Raw genomic sequence first — 24210 nt, forward strand, 5'->3', positions numbered from 1 at the left:
ATGTCCATTAGATCCTCCATCATGACCACCACCGCCGCGCTGGGTACCGCCCTGATGCTCGCCGCTCCGGTGGCAGCCCAGGACAATGGCACGGTCGAGCAGACCATCGAACTGGAGCCGGGCTGGAACGCCGTGTACATGAACGTCGATCCGGTCGACCGCGACATCCGCCGGGTGTTCTCCGGCGTTCCGGTTGCCAGCGTCTGGCGCTGGATTCCCGACGAGGCGGGTTCGGATTTCGTGCGCGATCCGTCGGAAGGGCTCGACAATATTGAGGGCTGGTTCGCCTGGTTCCCGGAACCGCGACCTGAGGCTTTCCTGTCCAATCTGTTCCGGATCGATGCCAACCAGGCCTATCTGATCGAGCTCGAAGGCAACGAAACCAGGGAGATTGTTGTCGAGGGACGTCCGCGCTTCCAGCGAATCAACTGGGAAACCGATTCATTCACGCTGACCGGTTTGTCGATCGACCCACAAGCTCCGCCGACTTTCGCCGAGTTCTTCGAACGTTCATCGTCACACCAGGGACAGCCGATCTACCAGCTCGACCCCGACGGCAGCTGGCATGAAGTCAATCCGGCGACGACCGCGATCAATGACGGTGAGGCTTACTGGGTCCGCACACAGGGCAGTTCCCGCTTCCAGGGAAAGATGAACCTTGTGCTCGACTCCGGCGATTCACTGGAGTTCAGTGCCGCCCTGACCGAGAACCTCATGGTCCTGAGAAACCGGAGCGATCAGGACGGCACCTTCCTCATCCGCCGCGTGGGCGGTGACACCATGCCACTTGCCTGGCAGAGAGAGGATCCTGAAACCGGAGAAGCCTCCTGGCCCACCCTGCGCAATCAGTTGGTGCTCGAGGCACCGGCCGGCGAGGATGTCCAGGTCACACTGGCCATTCTGCGCGAGCAGTTCACCAGCTCGCGTATGGAACAGGTCATCGAGGTCACCGACGAACAGGGCCAGCGCATTCTGCTGCATATCGGCGGCAATACCATCCAGCCTCTGATCGGGCCGGCGACCCAATCGATACAGGCCTTGCGCGACGGCGACACGCAGGAAACGGTCTCGTATGCCGGACTATGGGTCGGTGATATCGAAGTCGACGCGGTCAGCGAATCGCAGCAGGCCGGCGTGACCCCGACCCCGACCCGTGACAGCTTCGTTCAGCGGGTCATTGTCCATGTTGACTCCTCCGGACAGGCCCGGCTGCTGAAGGATGTCATCCAGATGTGGGAAGACGGCACCACTGCCCCAAGCGCCTTCGATCCGGACTTCGATGAAGTCGATGAACCGGGCCGCTATGTGCTGCTGACCGACAAGAACCTGATCTCCCTTTACTCGGGCGCGGCCCTGCGCGGCGGTAGATCAGTCGGATTGCGCTACAGCACCATTGGCTATGATTTCGAGGGCACCGAGCAGGACCTCTCCGGCGGTTTCGGTCCCGGCGAGCAGCTCAATACGACGCTCGTCACCGAACCGGATTTTCCGACCAACCCCTTCCTGCATCGCTATCACCCCGACCACGACAATCTGGATGCGCAGTTCCTGAACTTTGAAAAAGAGGCCTACCAGGTATCGCGCGACATGCGCCTGATCTTCACCGAAGAAGACCCACTCGGCCGCAGGCCGCCGGGCTGGGGCGACTCCATAGTCGGCGGCGTCTATGAAGGATCGCTGACCGGGCTGCACCGCAACACCATCTTTACATCCGGCATTTTCCGTATGCGCCGCATTTCGGCCATTCCGGTTCTGAACCAGTAGTTCTCGAGGGACGACGATCATGCGCTCAACCCGATTCAACCGCGTCACCTTCCCCGGCATTTTACAGGCCGTGGTACTGGCCCTGCTTGTTTCCATTGCCCTGCCCGGCCACGCCGATTGGCCATTTTCGGCCGGTGGCAGCGGCGACGACAAGGTCGTCGCCATGGAAAACGGGGTCGGCGGTGACGTCTTTGTCGTCGGCCACTTTCACGGCACGATGGAACTTGGCGAGCACACGCTCATTTCCCGGGGCGGTCAGGACATCTTCGTGGTACGCGTCGACGCGGCCGGCCAGGTGGTCTGGGCCGATTCGGCTGGTAGCCAGTTCGACATCACTGTTCACAACATGACGCTTGACGATGCCAACAACATCTATTTTGTTGGCGAATACATGGAAGACGCCCGCTTTGGCGGCGTAGATCTCGACAGCGGTGGCAACAACGGTTTCGTGGCCAAGATCGACAACCAGGGCAGCTGGGGATGGGCCCAAGACATCGCCGGCATTTTAGGAGCCAGCGCCAATGACGTGGTAACCGTCCCCGGCGACAGCACCATTGCCCCGCCCGTTCCGGAATCCGTGGTCGTTGGCGGCGAATACCAATGCCAGGCAGTGATCGACGGCGATATCCTGGAGAATGATAACTGCGCACCGGGTGCCAGTGATGTCTTTCTTGCGCGCTTCGCCGCCACCGACGGCGATTTGATCTGGGCGGTTAATCGCGGAGACGACGCCTCCGGGGTGGAGTCATTCGATCACCTGGAAATCGACAGCAATAACCGAATCTATGCCATCGGCCAGCGCGTCGAGGGCGGAACCGAAACGATCATCGATCAGAACTTCAATAGCTGGAGCGGCTGGCAATCTTCCAATGAAGAGTATGCCCTGCTTTTCGATACCGAGGGCGTCAAGACCATCAGCTGGTGGTGGTGGGGGTCATTCACTCGTGGCTATTCCTTTTTCACGGGAAACCGGGCACTGGCACTGCGGGCTGAACACTCCTATGCCTATTCCCCGACCTACGACACTTCAGATGCAGAGATACTCAATGTCTCCGCGCTGACCATGCGCGGCTTCAATCCAGACTGGCCTCTGCATGGGCTGATATCCGACAAGCCGCACTTCGGTGAGAATCTTCGGTTTGAATACCTGTCGGCCAGCGACGGCTGGCGACCTGTACCTCAATCATGGCAGGGTGGAGCGGGACCAGCGGCAGAAGAGCGGGATTACTCGGGTACCGAGGCACTTGTCATAACCAACAGCAATGCCTTTCACGAGAATTTTCGGATTCGAGTGCGTCTGATGAATGGCGGTGGCACCGAATCGTTCTACAACGAGACCTGGTACCACAGCTGGTGGTATGTGGATCACATCAAGGTCGAAGCCGTTGGTGCACAGGTACCATTTCTGGTCGAGGTGTCCAATGTACTCGACGAGGACGGCCCCAACCTGTCCGGTGACATGGACCTGGCCGGGGAATTCGAGATCCGGGACATCGCGCTTGACGCTGACAACGATCAGCTGGTCATCGCTGCGCGACAATTTGGCGAGGTCAGCTACAGCCCGTGCTCGCCGTCGAACAATCTCGGCACGTGGCTGGCGGCCATCGATCTGAACACCAAACTGTGCGAATGGCGCAGAGCCGTCAACGATGCCACTCCCGAGTCGGTCACGATCGATTCGCAGGGCCGTGTTTTCGTGACCGGACGTTTCCGCGATAGTGCCACTTTCCATAGCGGTGATGGCGGCACCCTGGAAAGCGACGGCGGTAGCGACGTGTTCATCGGCTCGCTTGATTCGGAAGGAAACTGGTCGTGGGTCACCGGCGGCAACTTCCACGACGAGGAAACCGGCATCCCATCCTACGCCGGTGGTCTCGAGGACGACTCGGGCACCGCGATCTCGACCGATGATGCCGGCAGCCTGTATGTAGGCGGCCGGTTTCGGGCCATTGCCGATTTCGGACCCACTGATACGCTGGCCGCACTCGGCGGTGACGATGCCTTCTTCCTCAGTCTGGGCATCGACGGACGGTTCTTCACGGAAGCAAACTGGACTGCCGGGGTTGCATTGACCCCACCGGCCGACGCCAAGGTCGATGATGTTACCTACGAGCCGGATTTCGCCGTGGGCGGCGAGGAGTTCGACGCGCTCGGCGAAGGCATTTTCTTCTGGGCCCCGCCAATCGGCAACGAAGATGCACGGCTCATTCCGCTGCAGCCGATCCCCGAAATCGAGGTCCGCTGGCGAATTCAGGGTGAAGACATACAGGATGAAGGCCGGATCAGCGAGTTCGGCGGCATCGGCTGGCCGAACCAGCCTTGCAACGATGACGTCACTTCCGAGTGTCACCAGATCCACATCGCCGGGGCCCCGGTCGAGGCCGAACCCGCCACCGGCAACTACCGTGTACTTGAAGTCATCGACCCCAATACCGGCTCCAGCGGCCCGGAGTTCAGTGGCGGGTCGTTCACAACCGAACGCACCGGCAATGCGGTCATCGTCTATGTCAACGGCCCCGAAATCGATCCGACCCAGCACCCGGTCGTCGTCGAGGTGGTGCGCTCGGTTCCCTACACGGCCGCACCGGAGTTCGTTGATGGAGTCGAGGTGGAGATCGGGCAGAGAATCTCGGATCCCTTCCATAATGAACCCGGTCGAACCGGCTGGGTCGTCAACGAACTTGCCTATTACGATGGACGTGGCTCCGATGCCGCCTACAATCGCAGCAACCGTTCCGGATCCATCATCCCGGTCAATCGCTACAGCAGTTCCCGCCCGCAGGAGCAGGGACGTGAACTGGTTGTTGCCTGGTACCGCGACAACCCCAAGGGCGTGTACTGGCCCGCCAAGTCGGTGCGCTATGCGCCACGCTGGCCTTTCGACCCCGATCGCATCATCGTGGCCAGCGAACAGGGCGGCGAAGTGCTCGGCCAGACGCCACTGGACCCGCAGAACTATCCCTCGGCACGAATCTACGTGCAGAATGATTTTGATCAGCCGGGCTACAACCCGAACGATGAGCATGCCTTCATGGCGCCATCCAGCACTGGCTCAGGGCACGATGCGGTCTTTGCCCTGCGCTCGGATTTCGGAAGCAATCTCGAAGGCGACATCGGTGCGGCTTCCGACCCGTACGTCCTGGTCAAGTATTTCGACGATGCCGATTCGGAGTGGCGCTTTCGGATTTACAAGGTCGATGCCACTGGCGCCGGTTTCAACGATTTCCGTTATGGCGGAACTGCGGCCACGACCGTCTCGCCGCCCTACCCGGTAGAACTGCTCGTGCCCGGCTGCGCCGAAACATTCGTTGACGGCCAGGCGGAAGGACAACCACCGCCACCGCCGTTTTTCCAGGATTACTCCAATCAGCTCTGGTCTTCGTCGGCCGGATCAGGCGCCGTGCATTACTACTATCCCGCTCAGCCCAACTTTTTCCTGGACCTGGAAAACAACGACGAAAACGAGATCGAAGCCGGCGACTGCGTGCCTTGGCTGGAGCGGCTGCCGGAAGACGAGGGCGGATCGCGCTCGCCGATCGAGCCCATCAAGGTCACCTACGAGATCGCGTGGCCCGACGACATTCCACTGTTGACCATCGGCGAGACACTGCTATCGCCCAAGCGTGGTCTGCCCGACATCATCAATCAGGCTGCTGTCGAAGTCATATTTGATCAGTATCAGGCAACGACCGAAGGGGCCACTCCCGACGACACGCTGGCGCAGTTGATCGACCCACTCAATCCGCGCTATGTCTACCTCGACGAGATTCCGTCGGAGATCGCTACCGAAATGCAGACCGACGGTACCGAATCAATTCTCGGCTCGGCGGATGGCAGCATCAACCTGCCCGTCTCGATACGGGATCGCATCAGCTACGATCCACTCAACAACCGGCTTTCGGTCAGGGGCATCTTCGACGAGAGCGGCGCTGGCGACCCGTTCCTGCTGCTCAACGTGCTGTCCAAGCGCGACCGGGTCACACTCAAGACGCTTGACGGTGGCGACGGTTCGGAAGCGACCGGATTCACCAATGACTGTCTTTCGCCCGATTCCGGCTGTGACTGGGATGAAGCCGTCGAGGCCCTGTTCCGACTGTCTCGTAATCCGCAGCAGATCGAGCAGATATGCACCCAGGAAATAATGACCATGGACCGGGAGCTGATCTGCGAACAGAGTCGCGACGTGGAAGCCAGCGATGTGCTGATCGGCTACCAGGACGAAGACAACGACGGCATTCTCCAGCCATTCCAGGCAGTGGGTGTCGATGCGGCACTCACTGCCGGCCTGTCGCAGGACACCGGCTATATCACGGTTGCCTTCAACAACGACCAGTCCTTAAGCCCGCTTCCAGTCAGTCTGGAAATCATCGAAGTGGGCTGCCTGGTCAATCCGCCACCTCCTGAAGAACCCGACCTTGTCGCCAGCTATCAAGGCCAGATCAACGTTATCGCACCCGACAACATTTTCGATGAACAACTGGTCTTGCGCCATAGCGGTGATTTCGGCGGCAATCCCGACGCCGTCGAGTTCGAGTGGTTCTACCAGCCCGACACCGACGGCTCTCCGCCGATGCCACCGCCCGACCCCGAAGGCGGGCAGATGCACGGCTGGCTGCAGTACCCGGTTGACGATCCCCAGGGTGCGGTCGAGATCAGTATCGAGGGCGCCAACATACAGACGCTTTCGGACAACTGGTACCTGGCGCGCTACCGCGGGCTGCCGGAGTGCGGCAACCAGGAAAACTGGAACGTGTTCGCCGGCAATCCCGGCGCAACCCCGCTTGAGCCGCTGGCGCAGCTTGCCGAAGGCTGGGTCAAACGGGTTCTCGACCGCCTCAATCCATTCGAGGCGCGTGTCCAGGACTTCGCCCAGGCCGAAACCAACAACTACGTGAGCATGCTCATCCAGCTCGGCGAACGCTACGAAGGCCCGGTGGCACTCAATGACGATCCGGACAACCTCAATCAGCTCGGATTGATCGAAGCCTATACCACTGTCATGCGCCGGGCCATGCAACTGTCGGTTGGCGGCACACCACCGGTTGACTATGGGCCGGCCAATAATGCCATCCTGCTGGTCGCCTCCCGACTGGTCGACTTCTACACCCTGCTCGGCAACGAGGCGTTCGCCGATGCACAGGATCCGACCATCGGTATCGGGACCAGCGACGGCGATTTCCTCTCGCTGGCCCCGAGCATCTTCGCCTTTCAGAATCAGCTGCCTTCGCTGCTCGAAGAGGAGCTCGTCCTGCTGCGTGGCCGCGACACCTCTCATGGACCGGTCACTGCATCACCGGTCTATAACCGCCTGTTCTGGAATTTCACCATGGGCGATGGCGAGATCGCCTACCAGCAGGCCTATGACATCACGGACCAGAACAACGACGGTGTCATCGACGAGTTCGATGCCCGCATCATGTTTCCACAGGGTCACGGCGATGCATGGGGTCACTACCTGACGGCCATCAAGACCTACTACGACCTGCTTCGCCATCCGTTCTTCACCTGGGAGCCGAGACCCGAAGCGGTCACCGTTGCCGGTGTTCCCATCCAGGTCGATTTCCTCGACGAACGCCAGTTCGCCGAAACCGCCGTCGCCAAGGCACGGACCGGTGCGGAAATCGTCGACCTGACCTACCGATCGATGTATGTCGAGGACCCTGACGGTCAATGGCAAGGCTACGAGGACAGCGACCCCGAACGTGCCTGGGGTCTCTCCGAGTGGGGGCGTCGCGCGGGCACGGGCGCCTATTACGACTGGGTGACGGCCAACTCTTTGCTACCCGAGGTCGACCCGAATCCGGACAACGTCGGTATCCAGCGAATCGATCGCAACACGGTGCGCGAGATTGGCGAAATCGCCAGCCAGTACGAGGACATACAGAGCCAGGTCGACAAGGCCGACGCCGGCCTCAATCCGCTGGGACTGGCACGCGATGTCGTGCCCTTCGATATCGATCCGTCCCGGATAGACGGCAACGAATCGCATTTCGAACAGATCGCCGACCGTGCGATCCGAGCACTGGAGAATGCCGTCCAGGTCTGGGATTTCGCCAACCAGCTCGACAACCAGATGCGCCGCAACCAGAACGAGGTCGACGACATCAGTGCGGATGCCGCGGCACAGGAGACCAGTTTCTCCAACCAATTGATCGAGATCTTCGGCTACCCCTACCCCGACGACATCGGTCCGGGTGGCACCTATCCCGCCGGCTATGACGGTCCGGACCTGTATCACTACATGTATATCGATGTTCCGGCGCTGGCCGGCACCGAGTTCGACTTCGATGACGACATCAACAACCTCGGCATCAACCGGATCCGCGAGTTCACCGCCTCATACGACCCGGCCCCGCACGGCGTCAATTTCTTCGAAGTCGAGCCCGTCGAGGCTGATGTCGAACGCACCGGTTCCGATGGCGAGTTGTGCCTTTTCGCACCGTTGGCGGCCGGCTGCGCGCTCGGCGAGCTCGACACTTCCGATCCGCTCGATGTCGAGTACACCACCATCGAATCACCGGACTTTGGTTTCTGGTTCACCACACCCGATGACTGGACCGGAGAACGCCGCGCACCCGGTGAATTGCAGCAGATCCTTCACCAGATGCTGCAGGCGCGGATATCACTCAAGCAGGCGCTGGTGGAGTACGACCAGTTGCGGGAATCGATCGAGGACGAGATACGGACCCTCCAGGCAACCTTCGATCTGGCCGATGCCAACCTCAAGGTTGCCAATAATAGACGCAGCGAACTGCGGGACCTGACCATCGCCACCGAAACGATGCGCAACAGTGCAATCGCGGCCCGCCGGATCGGCGAGTTCCTTGGCACGACATTCAAGAACAAGGCCGAGTGCCTGCCAAAAAGCACGATTGCCGGGGTTGCCGCCGGTGGCGACATGACCTCCGGACCACGCTGTGCCATCCAGATTGGTGGCAGCAAGGCGCAGTTTGCGCTCGACACCGGCGCAGACCTTCTCGATGTCACGGCCAACGCCACCGAAGCGGCCAAGGAAGATGTTTCCGAGCTGGCCGGCATCCAGACCATGATCAACGACTCGCGACTGGACATCTTCAATGCCAAGGGCCAGGTCGATGCCCTGATGCGGGAAGAACCGGTCCTCCGGTCGGAAATCTTCGCTCGCGCCGAAGCCATTCAGCAACTGGTCGGTGACTACAAGGCCACCCTGGCGCGAGGGCTGAGAATCCAGGAAGAAATGATCAACTTCCGCAGGGCCGGTGCAGCCGAGATCCAGGAGTTCCGTTACCAGGACATGGCGTTCCGGATCTTCCGCAATGATGCGCTGCAGAAATATCGAGCCGCCTTCGAGATGGCCGCCCGCTACGTCTACCTGGCCGCGACCGCCTACGACTACGACACCAACCTGCTGGGCAGCGACGGGCGATCGGGTCAGGAGTTCCTGACCGACATCGTGCGCGAGCGCAGCCTGGGACAGCTCATTGACGGAGCACCGATACCCGGCACACCGGGACTTGCCGATGCGCTCGGTCAGCTCAAACTCAACTTCGAGGTCCTGAAAGGCCAGATGGGCTTCAACAATCCGCAGATCGAGACCAATCGTTTCTCACTGCGCAGCGAGTTGTTCCGCATACCCGAAGGTTCGGCAGGTGATCGCCAGTGGAGGCGGAAGCTGGAGGAATCGCGCGTCGATGACCTGTGGAATGTTCCGGAGTTCCGTCGCTACGCCCGCCCGTTCGCGCCACAGTCTGCCGGCCCCCAACCGGGCTTGGTCATCGAGTTTTCGACCAACGTCACTTTCGGACTGAACTTCTTCGGCTGGGACCTCGGACCGGGCGACGGCTCTTATGATTCCAGCCAGTTCTCGACCCGGGTGCGCTCGGTCGGCAGCTGGTTCGACAACTACGCCGGGCTGCCGCTGGCTGACAATCCCCGCATCTATCTGTTCCCGGTCGGTGCCGATGTGCTCCGGGCTCCGGATGCGCATGATTTCACCACTCGCGAATGGAAGATTGTTGATCAGGCCGTACCCATCCCCTTCCCCATCGGGTCGCAGGATCTTGGCCGATTCGACTGGCAACCGATCTCCGATACGGTGGCCGAGTCACCGATCGATATCCGGCGCTATGCACGCATTCCGGCGCACCACTTTTCCGAACCGTTCGACGACTCCGAGGTGATATCCGACAGCCGGCTCATTGGACGGTCGGTCTGGAACCGGCGCTGGATAATGATCATTCCCGGCGGCACCTTCCTCAACGATCCGGTCGAGGGTCTGGAGACCTTCATCCACGGCGAGGAGATTCCCGATTCGGGTGGAGAACGCGACGGAGAAGGAATTGACGATATCCGTATCTTCTTCGAAACCTACGCTTATCCGGGGAACTGACCATGAAGATAACGACACGCACCATCATGGTCGGGTTGGCCCTGCTTCTGGCAGCCACCACCGGCCAGGCACGGATCGACCAGCCCAGCCACATCTTTTACGGCAACGCCACGCTCTACGGCCAAGCGGTCGAATCGGGGACCAACATCGAGGTCCGCAGTGTGCCCGACGGCGATATTCTCGTGCGCTACGAAATGGGACGAGATCCCGCACTGGGTGACCAATACGCGCTGCCGATTCGGATGGACGATGTTGATCCGCGTACCGAAGGCCGCGCCCGACCCGGCGACGAGGTCGAAATCTATATCGGCAGCCAGCTTGCCGCCGAACCGGTTGTCGGCGCCATCGGACGGGCCGTACGACTCGACATCGATCCACAGCATCTCGGTACCGGCCCGAGCATCAGCATTCATGATACCGAGGTACTCGAGGGCGACTCGGGCATCACGACGGCCACACTGCAGGTGGAAATGAACACTACCCATGACGAGGACATCGTCCTCGAATGGGAAACCGAAGACGATACTGCGGTCGGGGGACCCGAATGTGGTGCAGGAATCGACTTTATCCATGAAACCGGACAGATTGTCATCCCCGCCGGTGCCCTCAGTGGCAATATCGAAGTCTCGGTCTGCGGAGACACCGTCCCCCAGGCCGATGAGACCTTTCTTGTCCATATCCAGCCACACGCCGAAAGTGATGGCGTAATCGCCAGACCCACCGCGACAGTCACCATCATCGACGACGACGATATTCCCGACATCCGGGTTGCCGACGGCTGGCTCAACGTGCCGTCATCGGGCACCGCCGAAATGGTGTTCAACGTCACCCTGTCGCGCAGTCATGACCGCACCGTCAGCTTCGACTGGCAGACTCAGGACGGCTCGGCCACCGCCCCACAGGACTACCAGGCCGCTTCCGGCCAGGTCGAAATCGAGCCCGGGCGCACCGGCAGCGAAATCCGTGTGACGGTCAATGCCACCAACGACGATATTCCGCAGAAGTCGTTCACCCTGCATCTCGATGCAGAAAGACAGGGCCAGCTTGAACGCTCCACGGTGGCCGGCATCATCGCCAATCCCGGAATAGAGCCCTTGCTGCGGCACGAGCAGGATGTCGTCCATGGCGAAGAAGGCGTGACCGGCATTCCGGACCCGACTTCGGTGGTTGTCAGCCCCAATGGCGATCATGTCTACGTCACCAGCGAGTCCAGTGGTCAGATCACCAGCTTCTTCCGTCGCAAGGCGAACGGCACGCTAGAGTTCCTTGCCACGATCGATGATGGCACCGAGGGATTCGCCGATGTCAATCTCGACGGCCCGGTTTACCTGGTGATCAGTCCCGACGGCAAGAACATCTACGTTGCGGCCAAGAAGGGCAATGCCATCGTGGTTTTCGCCAGGAACATCGACAACGGTGAGCTCACCCATATCGAGAATATCCAGGGCGGCGAGGGTGCAATCGAGTCACTTTCTGATGTCTCGCGCCTGCATGTCAGCGCCGACGGCGATCATCTCTATGCCAGCGGCTCAGGCGCCGCGGCCGTCGCCGTATTCGAGCGTGACTCCGACAACGGATCACTGTCCTATCTCGAGTCGACCGGATCCGGGGGTGACCTTCCGCAGGGCATGGACCGTCCCGCCGGGCTCACACTCTCGCCCGACGGCTCGCAACTGTTCGTCAGTGCTCGCCATGGGAATGCGCTACTGGTGTTCGACCGGGAACAGGACGCAGAAAGTGATGATTACGGCCGTTTGACTCATCACACGACTCTTCAGCAAGGCCTGGCCGGCGTCACGGACCTGGACGGAGCGATTGACGTGGCTATAGATAGTGCCGGCACCAATCTCTACGTGGCTGCCGAGAACGAAGCCGGCATGACACGTCTGGTCCGAGATGGCGACGGCAACCTCGAGATCGTAGAAAGCTGGAAGCGTGGAGAAACCAACCTGCCGGGCATGGGTGGTACGCAGCATCTCCAGCTCACGCCGGACAATGTGGAAATGTTCGTCACCGGATTCGACGATCACAGTCTGACGATTTTCCTGCGCGACGACGACAGCGACGAGCTGGAGATACGCGCAACGCTGTTCAACAACCAGGGCAATATTTCCCGCATGGGTGGACCGACGGACATGGCAGTCAGCCCCGATAATCGCCACCTTTACGTCGTGGCCAACGAAGACAATGCCATCGTGGTGTTCACACGCATGACGAACGACGATATCTTCGGCGACGGCTTCATGTCCCGCGAGGACTGATCCGGAATCCCCGGCCCGGCGAGCTCTCCGCCGGGCCGGATGCCGGACTCCACGCTGCAGCACCCAACGGGCATTTGCCGTTATCATGGGGGCAGTCCCCAGGTAACCGGCCGGAGCCCCAAACAATGAATCTCTTTTCCGCCATGGTCGCCATCACCGCAATTCTTGGCGTGGTCGCTGTTGCCCGATACTGGTTCGAGTCGCGCCGCCACCCCGGCATCGACGGGGAGCGAATCGACCAACTCGAAAACGAGTTGCGTGAGCGTATCGAAACGCTCGAACGGATCGTCATCGACCAGCGTGAACAACTGAAGCGGAAGATCGATGAGCTCTGAAGACCACAGCCATCACGCCACCGGCATCGCCGGTACGATCGTCCGACTGTTTTTCAAGGGTCTGGCCACGATCATTCCGATCGCCCTGACGCTGCTGATCGTGTTCTGGCTGGCCGGGCTGGCCGAGGGGGGCATCGGCAGTCTCATACAGCTGGTGCTGCCGGAAAGCTGGTATATCCGCGGGATGGGGCTGTTTGGCGGCATCATCATCGTGATTGTCATCGGGCTGCTCAGCCAGGTCCTGCTGTTCCAGAAACTGATCGACTTTGGCGAAGCCATACTCGCGCGCATGCCCGTGGTCAAGTCGGTCTATCGTGCGACCAAGGACTTCGTCGAGTATTTCTCAGGCGATGATGAAGGAAAGTTCAACCAGGTGGTACTGGTGCGCCATCCCGGCCTGGAGATTTCACTGCTGGGATTCGTCACCCGCGAGGACTTTTCCAACCTGCCCTTCGGCAAGGAAGACGAGGTCGCCGTCTACCTGCCCCTGAGCTACCAGATTGCCGGTTACACGATCTTCGTGCCGAGGGAATGGTGCGAACCGGTGGACATGCCGTTCGAGGATGCCGTAAGACTGATTCTGACCGCGGCAATGACACGGCGGGGATCGTGACGTCGGTGAGGCGGTGAACTGACGCATCCGGCGGGTTCATGCGAAACCTTCGGTTCCGAAATCACCTGCCGATTGTACCAGTCCTCGTTGCTTGTTTCGGGATTGAGCGGCCTGAGGCTTTTCTGGCTCGATTTTTAAACCAAAGGCTTCACATAAGTGCAGCAAACGAGCTCGACCGCAGTGTCCACCCAAGCTGTCATCCTTGGCACCCCCGCCACAGAGACCATTTGACAACCACCAACAGAATCAGGTAGAAATCTACCGTCGCCTTGTTGGCAGCACAAGGCGAACGGGGCGACATGCGTGGCAGGTCTTGGCACCTGGATTGGCAAAAGCAACGGAGCAGTAATTATGCGAAAAGTTCCCATCATTTTCTCTTTCTTGACGAGCGTGTTGGCAGCGCCAGTTCTGGCTACCCCCCCTAACAACATCCACAGGCGGCCCGCAAGAGTTCATGGCGGTTGAATCGGAGAATTCAGACCGCGCCAACGAACTTCGTCGCTTTCTCGGCGATGAAACAGTTCAATCATGGACAGTGAATCTTGACCTGGATGCACTGACCGCCATAGAAGGCCCCAACGGAACACGTATCGCCACAGACCGTGGCGCGCCCCTGTCTGGTCAACGGCTGGCCCTGCCAGTTCCGAAGCGGAGCACTCCACTTCAGCTCAAGATCGATACGGTCCACGAAGGCAAAGACGGCATGATTACCTATGCGGGAAAGATTGATGGTGATGACGGTTCACTCGTTGCCATCACCGTTGATCAAGAAGCCCTCCTGGGCAGGATACACCACTCCGAGGGATTCACCTACCTCCTTGAAAGTAGACTCGACAGCCCGCAATACACATTGAGCATAATCGACCAAACACTGATTCCTCGGCCGGAAAAGAAGCACCACAACCACCTATCTCCGCAAAATGTAGAGCAGGAGCAGAAGCAAGCGCCAACGAGGCGAGATCAATCCGCCCAACCCATGTCGTCGGGCGGGGAAGTCAGGGTACTGGTGATGTATACCCCCGCAGTGGCCCAGCAAGAGAACATTGCACTGATGGCCAACAATATCATTGCGACCTTCAATCAAAGCCTGTCGTATAGCGGAGTAAACAGCTCCAACTTTGTCACTCTTGCTGGCCTTCGAAACATTAACGATAACCTCTCCACATCTGGTCACAGATGTAGAGACGAAATTCTGTTCGACAAGAGTAATGAGGAAGAGGCCTTCTCAAACATTTCCGACTGGATGAGTGAGGACTGGGCTGATATGGGCCTGACTATCATGACCACCGAAACCGGCTACACTGAGTGCAGCCCATGGTACTCCAGAGCATATGGAGGTGCTGCCTTCTTTATTCCGGAGTCAGCTTATCCTGAACACCCCTTCCCTTACGCCAACACAACGCATACTTTTGCAATGGCCGACCTGACTGCCATTCACGAAATCGGTCATGTTCTCAATGGCAGGCATGAAGACTGCGGCGGCAGCCCTCAACCTACTTTTGCCTGTGGATATGCACCGAGCCACTGTGACTGGCAAACCATAATGGGCGGCTATGTAAACTGCGATTTTGAAGAAAATGATCCGCCCGATCAGCAGCCAACTGTCAGGATTGCCAGATGGTCCAATCCCGATGTGAACTACATCGGTGAGAAAACGGGTGAAACATCCCGAAATATGGCAGCTGCGCTGGACACCAATATGCCCTATGCAGCAGGCTGGAAAGGACCGCAGCCCACACCACCGCAGCCGCCCAACCCGGTCAGCATCCAACCAGAGTTCTGCTGGGGCATGAACACACTTCAGTGGACAGCCCAACCTGATGCAACCGAGTATCGGGTCTTCCAAACCAACTCGAGCGTACCGGTCTACAGTGGACCTGGCACCCAGACGTTGGTCAATTACAGTAGCCCAACCACTCTGGTGGTTCGTGCCTGCAATGCCGGCGGATGCAGCGCCGACAGCCAGCAAGTTACGACGACCTACTATGCCGGCTGTCTCTAATCGATTTTGGTATACCCTTGTTGCCCGCCAATGCGCGGGCAACACTTGGCCTGGAGTATTCGATGAAACACCTCTACACACTTTTTGTTCTGGCCCTTTGCTCCATTTCGGTCCTGGCTGAAGAAGTTGGCCCCTACGCACCCGCCTGCCCAGGCTGTCCGGAGTTCAAGAAGCCCCCATATCCTAAATCCGGGCTCTGGTTCGACCCGGAACGTTCAGGCACCGGCATCAATATTGATGTTCAGAACGGCATCATGGCCGCGGTCTACTACGGATACCGGGAGGACGGCGAACCGGTCTGGTATACCTTCAGCGGCAAGTTGGAGAAATCGGAAGGCGATAACAGCTACCGGGAACTAGAGGCCGACCTGTACAGGACCACCAATGGCGAGGTCATCAATGGCGAATACCGGCATCCGGATTACGAGGTGGTCGGCAATATTCACTTCGAGGTGATGCAGCGGCACCTGATCCGGTTCAGTATTGACGGGGGCAGTTATCGTCGCCTCGTGCCGCAGGTTTTCGGAAGCGGACAGGTCCCGCTATTTGAACCCGAGGCGTCCTACCGACTTCCGCAATACACTGCAGAGCACGAAGGAGTGGAGCTTGATGTCACAACCTCCTGGATCATCATGTTCTACAAGAACGAGGATGATCCGGATGAATTTGACCACTCACGGGAAACACATGTGCTCAGGAATGAACTGATGGCAAAAATGCGTGTTCCCTCTGATGAAAGCCACTTAAGCATGACGTTCTGGGAGCGCGAGGGCAATATCAATGTTCAGCATGCTGGAGACATTGACTGCCGCCGGGCAGACGATTTCAGCGGACAGAATGTACTTCCTGAGATAACCGGTGATGAGCCCTTGTGCATCGCATATACGTTCCATCCGGTTCCGGATGATGAAATCCGCCTTTTCTACATGCCCATCGGCAATCTGGGTGACAGAAGCTTTCAGGCAGTTTCACCTGATGGCTGGGTCATGGAAGGCATCCGCGTCGACTACAACTATTAAGTAAAAAACGGCGATATCCAGATTGTGCAAAAGGCTGATGTCATGAGGGCCTTGATTCGACTCACGGTGTAGAAGACTTTCTCTTGGGCACATCGCCAGCGGAATGCGCACAGGAATCGGGTGCTGGTGGGTGGAGGTCAACGAGTGGAAGAAACTTGCCTGTCTGACGGTAGCATGTGTGTAAAGTCGCACCGTACTCTGGTCAACTATTGTTGCGAGATCCGGATAGACCCCAAAAAACTGAAAAGCCCCGGCCAGCAACGGCCGGGGCTTGTGCCAACTCAGCGCTGGTCGATCGGCGGGACAGCGCGGTCCTCAGGTCCGATGTATTCAGCACCCGGTCGGATGATGCGATTGTCGGCGCGCTGCTCCATGATGTGGGCGGCCCAGCCGGTCACGCGCGACATCACGAAGATGGGCGTGAACAACCCTGTTGGAATCCCCATGAAGTGATAGGCCGAGGCGTGGTAGAAGTCAGCATTGGCGAACAGGCGCTTCTCGTCCCACATGATGCGCTCGACCTCTTCGGAAACCGGGAACAGCACCTTGTCGCCTACATCGTCGGCCAGCTTGCGCGACCATTCGCGGATGATGGCGTTGCGCGGATCCTTCTCGCGGTAGACGGCATGACCGAAGCCCATGATCTTTTCCCTGGCCTCGAGCATGCGCATGACATCGGCGCGTGCCTCCTCGACCGAGCCGTACTGCTCGAGCATGGCCATGGCCATTTCATTGGCACCGCCGTGCAACGGGCCTCTGAGCGAACCGATCGCCCCGGTTACGCAGGAGTGCATGTCCGACAGGGTGGAGGCACACACACGGGCGGTAAAGGTCGAGGCGTTGAACTCGTGCTCGGCATAGAGGATCAGCGAGACATCCATGACGCGCGCATGCAGCTCGTTGGGCGCCTCCCCGCGTAGCAGGTGCAGGAAGTGACCGCCGATGCCCTCGTCGTCGGTCTCCACGTCGATGCGCACGCCGTCATGGCTGTAGCGATACCAGTAGGTGATCATCGAGGGGAAGGAAGCCAGCAGACGGTCGGCGATGCCCTGCTGGTTGTCGAAATCGCCCTCCGGCTCGATATTGCCCAGGAAGGAGCAGCCGGTTCGCAGCACGTCCATCGGATGCGCCGAGGCAGGAATGCGCTCGAGCACTTCCTTGAGCGAGTCCGGAAGGCCGCGCAGCGACTTCAGTCGCTTCGTGTAGGCGGCCAGTTCCTCGCTGTTGGGCAGATGCCCCTTGAGCACGAGATGGGCGACTTCGTTGAAGCTGGCGTGTTCGGCCAGGTCGTCGACGGCATAGCCGCGATAGCGCAGGCTGTTTCCCGCCGCACCCACGGTGCAGATGGCGGTCTTGCCGGCGGTCTGACCACGCAGGCCGGCTCCGGTTTTCTTTTCGCTCATTTGGACTCCTTGCTGAACAGCTGATCCAGTTTATTTTCGAAATCGTGGTAACCGAGGACATCGTAGAGCTCCTCGCGCGTCTGCATCATGTCGACCACGTTCTTCTGGTGGCCTTCGCGGCCAATGGACTCGTAGACCGCCAGGGCCGCCTTGCTCATGGCACGGAAGGCCGACAGCGGGTAGAGCACCAGTTTGACGCCGGCCGAGTCCAGTTCCTGGACGCTGAGCAGCGGCGTGCGGCCGAACTCGGTGATGTTGGCCAGCACCGGCACCGGCACCTGGCGGGTGAATTCGGTGAACTCCTCGAGCGTGTGCAGCGCCTCGGCGAAGATCATGTCGGCACCGCACTCGACGTAGAGATTGGCACGATCCACGGCCGCGGCCATGCCTTCGGAGGCATGCGCATCGGTACGCGCCATGAACACGAAATTATCGTCTTGGCGGGCATCGACGCCCGCACGTACACGGTCAGCCATTTCCTCGGGGCTGACCAGCGCCTTGTTGGGTCGATGGCCGCAGCGCTTGGCCGCCACCTGGTCTTCCAGGTGAATGGCCGCCACGCCGGCGCGTTCCATCTCGCGCACGGTGCGCCCAATATTGAACGCACTGCCCCAGCCGGTATCGACATCGACCAGCAACGGCAAGTCACTGACCGAGGTAATGCGGGCAGCGTCCTGGACCACGTCGGATAACTGGGTAATCCCCAGATCCGGCAACCCATAAGAGGCGTTGGCCACGCCGGCGCCCGACAGGTAGATCGCCTGATGCCCTGCCCGCTCGGCCAAAAGGGCACTGTAGGCATTGATCGTGCCAACCACCTGCAGCGGCGGCTGATCGGCCACCAGCTTGCGAAAACGGGCTCCGGGAGAGATCTGGCTCATGGGCAACTATCCTGATCGAAATAGCCCGCCATTCTACCACGCAAGACCAGGCTTTCCCGTCGGACGGCGCGGTCAGACCCGGTGCATCGGGGCCACCTCCGCCCGGGCCATGGCCAGGTTCACCAGCTCGGCGGCCTGCCCGGCCGGCATCCACGGAATGGACACACTGCCCTGAGGGAGAATCAGTTGTACGGAAGCCAGTTGGTGTCGACGCTGATAAGGGCTCTGTCGGAACCAGGCTTGTTGCACCAGCTCAAGCGCGAAGCAATCCAGTTGGCGCCCGAAAAGACCATGCTGCACCCACACCACGCCCTCTTCCTCGCGCCACCCCCAGTGGCGGTAGGTCAACTGGATCAAAAGCAGCCACAGGGGCAGGCACCCAAGGACCAGCCAGGCATTCCAGCTTGCCGCGGCCGGCAGAGCGAAAAGCACTGCCGCGAGCAGCACGAAGAACGCGGCACCGCGTGTCCAGAAGAAACGCCGGTAGTGAAAACTGATGCGAGCCAGCTCCTCCGGGGGCTGGGTTCCGGGCAGCACGACACGGCAAAGCTCGTCGCGAGCCGGGCCCAGGCCCGGAACGATGAAACTCTTGCGCCCCCCATCGAGCTCCTCGTCACTGGCCCGCGTCTGACGCGCTACCAGATACCAGATACCCAGCAGACGGCCGATGGCCGATTGCTTGAGCGAAAGACCGGTGATCTTCTCCCGGCGCAGTGTCTGCTCACGTCGGTCGAGCAGCCCACCGATCGCGACCAGGCGATCGCCTCGGTCATGCAGTTCATAGCGATGGAAGCGCACCAGCGCGATCATCCCGGAAAGAACAAAGATCAGCACGGCCAGGACCACCACCAGGGCCACGATGAAAGCCCAGCCGGTCTCGAGCAGACCGGCCAGCCAGGCATCCACGCCGAGATCCTCCAGCCAGCCCTCCATGCGGCCGAAAAACTGGCTGGAAAGGTAACCCAGAATCCCGGCCAGCACCCACACCTGGTTGGATGCCAGGCCATGCCGAAACAGCGCCCCATGCCCGGCCCGCCAGACCGGCTCATCGCCCTCCTCCGGGCTCGCGTGTTCAGCACTTCGAGCCGGTTCATCACCGGTCAGGTCCGGTGTATCGGCACCATCGCCCGGCGTCTCGGACTGCACGTCGGCAATTCTGTCGCGCATCCAGGCGGCCAGCGACCGTTCGATCCCGGGCAGCTCCACCTCCTTGTCACCCGAACCGGGAGTTTCCAGACTGAAACGCACCACGCCAAAAGGCCGAAAGTAGAAGGGCTGGCCAATCTGAATGTTCTGAACCCGGGCAAAACGAACCCGCAGATCTTTCTTTTCGAACACGCCACTGCGTACCCGCACCGCATCGGCTTCCAGGCGGAAGGTAAACCGCCGCCAGTACATCACCGCCCCCACCACGATCAGCGCCAGCAGGCCGATCAGTCCGAGCAGCAATTCGCGCAGCCCCAGCCAATCCAGAAATGCCAGCCCGGCACCTGCCCCGACAAACAGGTACAGGTTTTCTCGCACGAACTTCAGCAGGGAGCGAATGAACAGGTCGAACAGCGCCAACGGAGACAGCCGCTGCCAGACCGCCAGCTCAATCTCCGACATGGTCCGATCCTTCGTGTCCGGGAGCCTGGCCGACGGCGGCATCCCCGTGCTCACGGATCTGTTCCAGCAGATACTGCTGGACCCGTCTGGCATCGTCGGCATGCAGCCCGACGGCGGTGAGATCCCCCGTCGTGCCTCCGGCGGTGAAACACTTGACCCGCATGAGACCAAACAGACGTTCAATCGGCCCCGATGCCGTCTCCACGTGCTGGATACGGGTAAAGGGCAGAATGATGGTCTTGCGCCAGATGACACCGTGACGATAGATGAAATCGTGTTCACGCAAAGCCCAGCCACGGAACCGGGCATCGAAAACCGCGTGGACCGCGCTGAGCGCGAGCAACCCCAGCAGGGCAGCACTGACCCACCATGGCAGACTGAACTCCCAGACCGGCAACCAGCTGACCACTTGCGCAATCACGACCAGGACCAGCCAGAACACGGCGTTGGTCAGTTGCACATGAAGGTGGTATCCGGGCGCCACGTCGTTCAGGTTGACAGCCCTGAAATCGGGCAACTCCGAGACCGAAACACTGCGGTTGCTGAACCCGGCTGGCGGATCAGGTATCGATGACATGGCAAACAGACTCCCTGGGCAGGCAAACAACCATCATTGTAGCCGGCGAGCCAATCTCGGCATCAGTGACAAAGGTCACGCCGAACGGATAATCCGACGGCATCGCCACAGCAGGTAGTTGACCGCAACCCAGAAGTACCGGAACTGCCGGTTGCGGGTCTGCCGATGGTGATAGCGAAAGTAGATCTGCTGGGCGATCACGGCCAGACGAAACAGCCCGTAGACCTCGTAGAAGGCCCAGTTGTCCGGTTTCAGACCCATTCGATCGCAATAGTAGTCAACTACCTCGGCACGCGTCATCATGCCGGCCCTGTGCGTGGGCTGACGTCTGAATCCCCGGAAATAGCGATCATCGTCAGCCTGTACCCAGTAGGCCAGCGAGTTGCCCAGATCCATCAGCGGGTCACCCAGCGTGGCCAGCTCCCAGTCCAGCACCCCGACGATCCGCAGCGGGTCATCGGCATCCAGCACCAGGTTGTCGAAGCGAAAGTCGCCGTGGATGACGCGTATGGCGACCTCGTCGGGAACGTGGTCGGACAGCCACTGCATCACGTAGCGGCCGCTGGCCACATTCCAGGTCTTGGCCCGCTGGTAGCGTTCCGACCAGCCATCGATCTGGCGACGGTTGTAACCCGTGCCCTTGCCGATGCGATCCAGCCCCGCCGCCTCGACATCCACGGAGTGCAGCTCGATCAGTCGCTCGATGGCATTGCGACAGAGGGTGGCAGTCTGTTCCCGGTCCAGCTCCAGGCCCGGGGGCAGGTTCTTGCGCAGGATGATCCCCCGGACACGCTCCATGACGTAGAAGTCGCATCCGATGACAGAGTCATTGGTACACAGCGCCAGCATTTCAGGCACATAGGGATAGATTGGTCGGAGTGCCTTCTGGATCTCGTACTCGCGTACCATGTTGTGTGCCGATTTCGCCTTGGTCCCGGGCGGGGGGCGGCGCAGGATGAGGTCCCGGTTGGCATAGCGCAGGCGATAGGTCAGATTGGAAGCGCCGCGTGAGAACTGCTCGACCTGTGGTTGTCCTTCCAGCCCGGCTACCCGCCCTCGGAGCCATTGATCGACAGCTTCGATATCGAAACGGTCCTCTTCTCGCAATGAGCGGGGCTGGTCTAGCAACGTCTCGCTGTCGGACATGGGGACTCCATGGCAGAAATGTCGAGAACACAGTGTATCGCGACCCCGACGCAAGCCGCTCGATCCGCCGCCGCGGCAACTTCGATGGCGTACCCTGTGCACTTTTGTCGTTAAGTAGAACAGGAAAACGACAAACAACCTTCTGGTGAGACCAACACGGAGCCCATGACATGATGAAAAAACATTGCCGGCCCCGATATGCATTGCCGCTCGCGCCGGCACTTCTCCTTGCCGCGGCATTTCTCATGCCGGCCGTGGCCAGTGCCGGAAACAACAGTGTGTCCTGCGATGCAAGCGAGCAGTTCTGCATTTCGTCCTGGACCATCGCCGGCGGCGGGACCCTCGAATCGGAGTCGAGTAACGGGCAGTGGCAGCTGTCCGGCACCATCGGGCAGTGGGAGGCCACCGAGGCACGCGCACTGTCGGGAGGCGCATGGCGACTGACCGGCGGCTTCTGGGGTTATACACTCGAAGAACTGGCCGAGATCCTGTTTCAGGATCGGTTCGAAGCCAGCAGTGACAACAACTAGTGGGCCGGGGGTGATCGAAACACCTTCCCCGAGAAAAACCTGGCCCGATGTACCACCCTGCAATCACCCGGCACCCACTCGGTGCCGGGTTTTTTTGCGCTGGTCTCAGGTCTCGGCGAGCTGAAACAACAACGTAAGAAACAGCAGCAGGGCCGGCAGTATGATGACCGCAGCCCACGTGGCGCGACGCCTGCGCTCCTTTCCCGCGGCTTTCTGACGCTGGCGCCACGCTTCCGGGAAGCGGTACCCGCAGTGCACACACTGCTCGTTTTTCTTCAGGTTGAGCAATCCGCATTCGGGACACTCCATGCGGGGCCGAAAATCGATCGGGGGCGGCAAGAAGGCCATCAGCGATACCCCCGCAGTTCCAGCCGGGCCACCAACGCTCGGTGTACCTCGTCCGGACCGTCGGCCAGTCTCAGTGCGCGGGCCGCTGTCCAGGCCGCGGCCAGTGGATAGTCATCCGACAATCCGCCACCACCATGCAACTGCATGGCCAGATCAATCACGTCCTGGGCCATGGACGGCACCGCCGCCTTGATCTGAGAGACTTCGCTCATCGACCGGGTGATGCCGCGATGATCCAGCGACCAGGCGGCCTTGAGCACCAGCAGCCGGGCCTGTTCGATGGCAATGCGCGCCTGGGCGATACGTTCGGCGTTGCCGCCGAGTTTTGCCAGCGGCCGACCGAACGCCTCGCGCTCCAGCGCCCTGCGGCAGGCCCGCTCCAGCGCCATTTCCGCCAGCCCGATCAGGCGCATGCAGTGATGGATTCGTCCGGGGCCCAACCGCCCCTGGGCGATCTCGAAGCCCTTGCCGGGCCCGGCAATGATGGCCGAGACCGGCAGCCGAACATTGCTGAAACTCACCTCGCCATGACCCAGCGGGGCATCGTGATACCCCATGGCATTGAGCATGCGCTCAATCTTCACTCCCGGCGTATCCAGGGGCACCAGTACCATGGAGTGGCGATAATGACGATCGGCATGGGCGTCGGTCAGCCCCATGAAGATCACCACCTTGCAATTGGGATGGCCAATTCCGGTCGACCACCACTTGCGCCCGTTGAGCACCACCTCTTCCCCTTCGATGCTGGCAGTGGCCTCCATGTTGGTGGCGTCCGAAGAGGCCACGCCCGGCTCGGTCATGCAAAAGGCTGACCGGATTTCGCCGGCCAGCAAGGGTTCCAGCCATTGCGATTTCTGCTCGTCACTGCCGTAGTGGTAGAGCACTTCCATGTTGCCGGTGTCCGGGGCATTGCAGTTGAAGATCTCCGGCGCAATCAGCGAACGTCCCATGCGCTCGGCCAGCGGCGCATAGTCCAGGTTGGCCAGCCCCTGCGCCAGCTCGTCATCGGGCAGAAAAAGATTCCAGAGCCCCGCTAAACGGGCTTTCTGCTTGAGCCCCTCTACTACCGGCGAGACCTGCCAGGGATAGTCCATTGCGTTGAAATCACGCAGACAATCCGCCTCGACCGGCTCCACTTCGTCGAGCATGAAGCGGTCCAACGCCCCGGCAATCTCCTGTGCCTTGGCTGAGGGTGTGAAATCCATGTCGGGCAGCTCCTCGGGCAGATGGTCGCTCTGCATGTTACCAAGTTGCGCTGCTCCAGCGGCCAGTCCCGATATCGGGCTGACAACAGCCGACCTGGAAGTACCGGTCGAAATCGACACCCTCACCGGGTAAACTCGAGCCAAGGGATC

At 60.3% G+C, this 24210-nt stretch carries 15 protein-coding genes; 8 read left to right on the top strand and 7 right to left on the bottom strand.

Going from position 1 to position 24210, the window contains the following annotated elements:
• From IC757_RS09635 to IC757_RS09665, 7 genes are all read left to right on the top strand, one after another.
• A complete protein-coding gene (locus IC757_RS09635; RefSeq protein ID WP_190974107.1) occupies positions 1 to 1764 on the top strand; it encodes a hypothetical protein in 1764 nt (587 codons plus the stop codon).
• 19 nt (positions 1765 to 1783) lie between these two features.
• On the top strand, positions 1784 to 10132 hold the full coding sequence (locus tag IC757_RS09640) for a hypothetical protein (RefSeq protein ID WP_190974108.1): 8349 nt from the start codon (positions 1784 to 1786) through the stop codon (positions 10130 to 10132).
• A 2-nt stretch (positions 10133 to 10134) separates the two neighbouring features.
• Positions 10135 to 12393, top strand: a complete 2259-nt coding sequence (locus IC757_RS09645; protein WP_190974109.1) for a beta-propeller fold lactonase family protein — start codon at positions 10135 to 10137, stop codon at positions 12391 to 12393.
• Between the two features lie 125 nt (positions 12394 to 12518).
• Positions 12519 to 12728 carry a hypothetical protein gene (locus tag IC757_RS09650; protein WP_190974110.1) on the top strand — a complete coding sequence of 70 codons (210 nt, stop codon included), beginning with the start codon at positions 12519 to 12521 and terminating at the stop codon, positions 12726 to 12728.
• Positions 12718 to 13341 (top strand): DUF502 domain-containing protein, encoded by a 624-nt coding sequence (locus IC757_RS09655; RefSeq protein WP_190974111.1) that lies wholly within the window; start codon positions 12718 to 12720, stop codon positions 13339 to 13341. The genes IC757_RS09650 and IC757_RS09655 overlap by 11 nt, the downstream gene beginning before the upstream one ends.
• Before the next feature lie 454 nt (positions 13342 to 13795).
• Complete coding sequence (locus tag IC757_RS09660; RefSeq protein WP_190974112.1) at positions 13796 to 15343, top strand: M12 family metallo-peptidase; 1548 nt, start codon at positions 13796 to 13798, stop codon at positions 15341 to 15343.
• A gap of 62 nt (positions 15344 to 15405) precedes the next feature.
• Positions 15406 to 16362: a hypothetical protein gene (locus IC757_RS09665; protein ID WP_190974113.1), complete on the top strand. Its 957-nt coding sequence runs from the start codon at positions 15406 to 15408 to the stop codon at positions 16360 to 16362.
• A 281-nt stretch (positions 16363 to 16643) separates the two neighbouring features.
• Here the strand turns inward: IC757_RS09665 and prpC are convergent, their stop codons facing one another.
• From prpC to IC757_RS09690, 5 genes are all read right to left on the bottom strand, one after another.
• Complete coding sequence (gene prpC, locus IC757_RS09670) at positions 16644 to 17765, bottom strand: 2-methylcitrate synthase (RefSeq protein WP_190974114.1); 1122 nt, start codon at positions 17763 to 17765, stop codon at positions 16644 to 16646.
• Positions 17762 to 18646, bottom strand: coding sequence for a methylisocitrate lyase (gene prpB / locus IC757_RS09675; protein ID WP_190974115.1), 885 nt, complete (start codon positions 18644 to 18646; stop codon positions 17762 to 17764). The genes prpC and prpB overlap by 4 nt, the downstream gene beginning before the upstream one ends.
• Positions 18647 to 18718: 72 nt before the next feature.
• The gene (locus IC757_RS09680; RefSeq protein ID WP_190974116.1) at positions 18719 to 20254 is read right to left on the bottom strand and encodes a PH domain-containing protein; all 1536 of its coding nucleotides are present in this window, start codon (positions 20252 to 20254) and stop codon (positions 18719 to 18721) included.
• A complete protein-coding gene (locus IC757_RS09685; RefSeq protein WP_190974117.1) occupies positions 20241 to 20831 on the bottom strand; it encodes a PH domain-containing protein in 591 nt (196 codons plus the stop codon). Before IC757_RS09685 ends, IC757_RS09680 begins: the two co-directional genes overlap by 14 nt.
• Positions 20832 to 20906: 75 nt before the next feature.
• Positions 20907 to 21977, bottom strand: coding sequence for a phosphotransferase family protein (locus IC757_RS09690; protein ID WP_190974118.1), 1071 nt, complete (start codon positions 21975 to 21977; stop codon positions 20907 to 20909).
• 170 nt (positions 21978 to 22147) lie between these two features.
• Between IC757_RS09690 and IC757_RS09695 the strand changes: the two genes are divergently transcribed.
• The gene (locus IC757_RS09695; protein ID WP_190974119.1) at positions 22148 to 22507 is read left to right on the top strand and encodes a hypothetical protein; all 360 of its coding nucleotides are present in this window, start codon (positions 22148 to 22150) and stop codon (positions 22505 to 22507) included.
• A 105-nt stretch (positions 22508 to 22612) separates the two neighbouring features.
• Here IC757_RS09695 and IC757_RS09700 read toward each other — a convergent pair whose 3' ends face one another.
• Together IC757_RS09700 and IC757_RS09705 are read right to left on the bottom strand one after the other, a co-directional pair.
• The gene (locus IC757_RS09700) at positions 22613 to 22816 is read right to left on the bottom strand and encodes a hypothetical protein (protein ID WP_190974120.1); all 204 of its coding nucleotides are present in this window, start codon (positions 22814 to 22816) and stop codon (positions 22613 to 22615) included.
• A gap of 38 nt (positions 22817 to 22854) precedes the next feature.
• Complete coding sequence (locus IC757_RS09705) at positions 22855 to 24096, bottom strand: acyl-CoA dehydrogenase family protein (protein ID WP_223846085.1); 1242 nt, start codon at positions 24094 to 24096, stop codon at positions 22855 to 22857.
• Positions 24097 to 24210 lie beyond the last annotated feature (114 nt).

Origin of the sequence: Wenzhouxiangella sp. AB-CW3 (assembly GCF_014725735.1) — a bacterium.
Lineage (GTDB): Bacteria > Pseudomonadota > Gammaproteobacteria > Xanthomonadales > Wenzhouxiangellaceae > Wenzhouxiangella.

What these genes read in the sequence shown, in the direction of transcription:
- IC757_RS09635 (WP_190974107.1), top strand. Translation starts at nt 1, where the DNA reads ATGTCCATTAGATCCTCCATCATGACCACCACCGCCGCGCTGGGTACC.
- IC757_RS09690 (WP_190974118.1), bottom strand. Translation starts at nt 21,977, where the DNA reads ATGTCCGACAGCGAGACGTTGCTAGACCAGCCCCGCTCATTGCGAGAA.
- IC757_RS09665 (WP_190974113.1), top strand. Translation starts at nt 15,406, where the DNA reads ATGAAACACCTCTACACACTTTTTGTTCTGGCCCTTTGCTCCATTTCG.
- IC757_RS09705 (WP_223846085.1), bottom strand. Translation starts at nt 24,096, where the DNA reads ATGCAGAGCGACCATCTGCCCGAGGAGCTGCCCGACATGGATTTCACA.
- IC757_RS09655 (WP_190974111.1), top strand. Translation starts at nt 12,718, where the DNA reads ATGAGCTCTGAAGACCACAGCCATCACGCCACCGGCATCGCCGGTACG.
- prpC (WP_190974114.1), bottom strand. Translation starts at nt 17,765, where the DNA reads ATGAGCGAAAAGAAAACCGGAGCCGGCCTGCGTGGTCAGACCGCCGGC.
- IC757_RS09680 (WP_190974116.1), bottom strand. Translation starts at nt 20,254, where the DNA reads ATGTCGGAGATTGAGCTGGCGGTCTGGCAGCGGCTGTCTCCGTTGGCG.
- IC757_RS09645 (WP_190974109.1), top strand. Translation starts at nt 10,135, where the DNA reads ATGAAGATAACGACACGCACCATCATGGTCGGGTTGGCCCTGCTTCTG.
- IC757_RS09700 (WP_190974120.1), bottom strand. Translation starts at nt 22,816, where the DNA reads ATGGAGTGTCCCGAATGCGGATTGCTCAACCTGAAGAAAAACGAGCAG.
- IC757_RS09685 (WP_190974117.1), bottom strand. Translation starts at nt 20,831, where the DNA reads ATGTCATCGATACCTGATCCGCCAGCCGGGTTCAGCAACCGCAGTGTT.
- IC757_RS09640 (WP_190974108.1), top strand. Translation starts at nt 1,784, where the DNA reads ATGCGCTCAACCCGATTCAACCGCGTCACCTTCCCCGGCATTTTACAG.
- IC757_RS09660 (WP_190974112.1), top strand. Translation starts at nt 13,796, where the DNA reads ATGGCGGTTGAATCGGAGAATTCAGACCGCGCCAACGAACTTCGTCGC.
- prpB (WP_190974115.1), bottom strand. Translation starts at nt 18,646, where the DNA reads ATGAGCCAGATCTCTCCCGGAGCCCGTTTTCGCAAGCTGGTGGCCGAT.
- IC757_RS09650 (WP_190974110.1), top strand. Translation starts at nt 12,519, where the DNA reads ATGAATCTCTTTTCCGCCATGGTCGCCATCACCGCAATTCTTGGCGTG.
- IC757_RS09695 (WP_190974119.1), top strand. Translation starts at nt 22,148, where the DNA reads ATGATGAAAAAACATTGCCGGCCCCGATATGCATTGCCGCTCGCGCCG.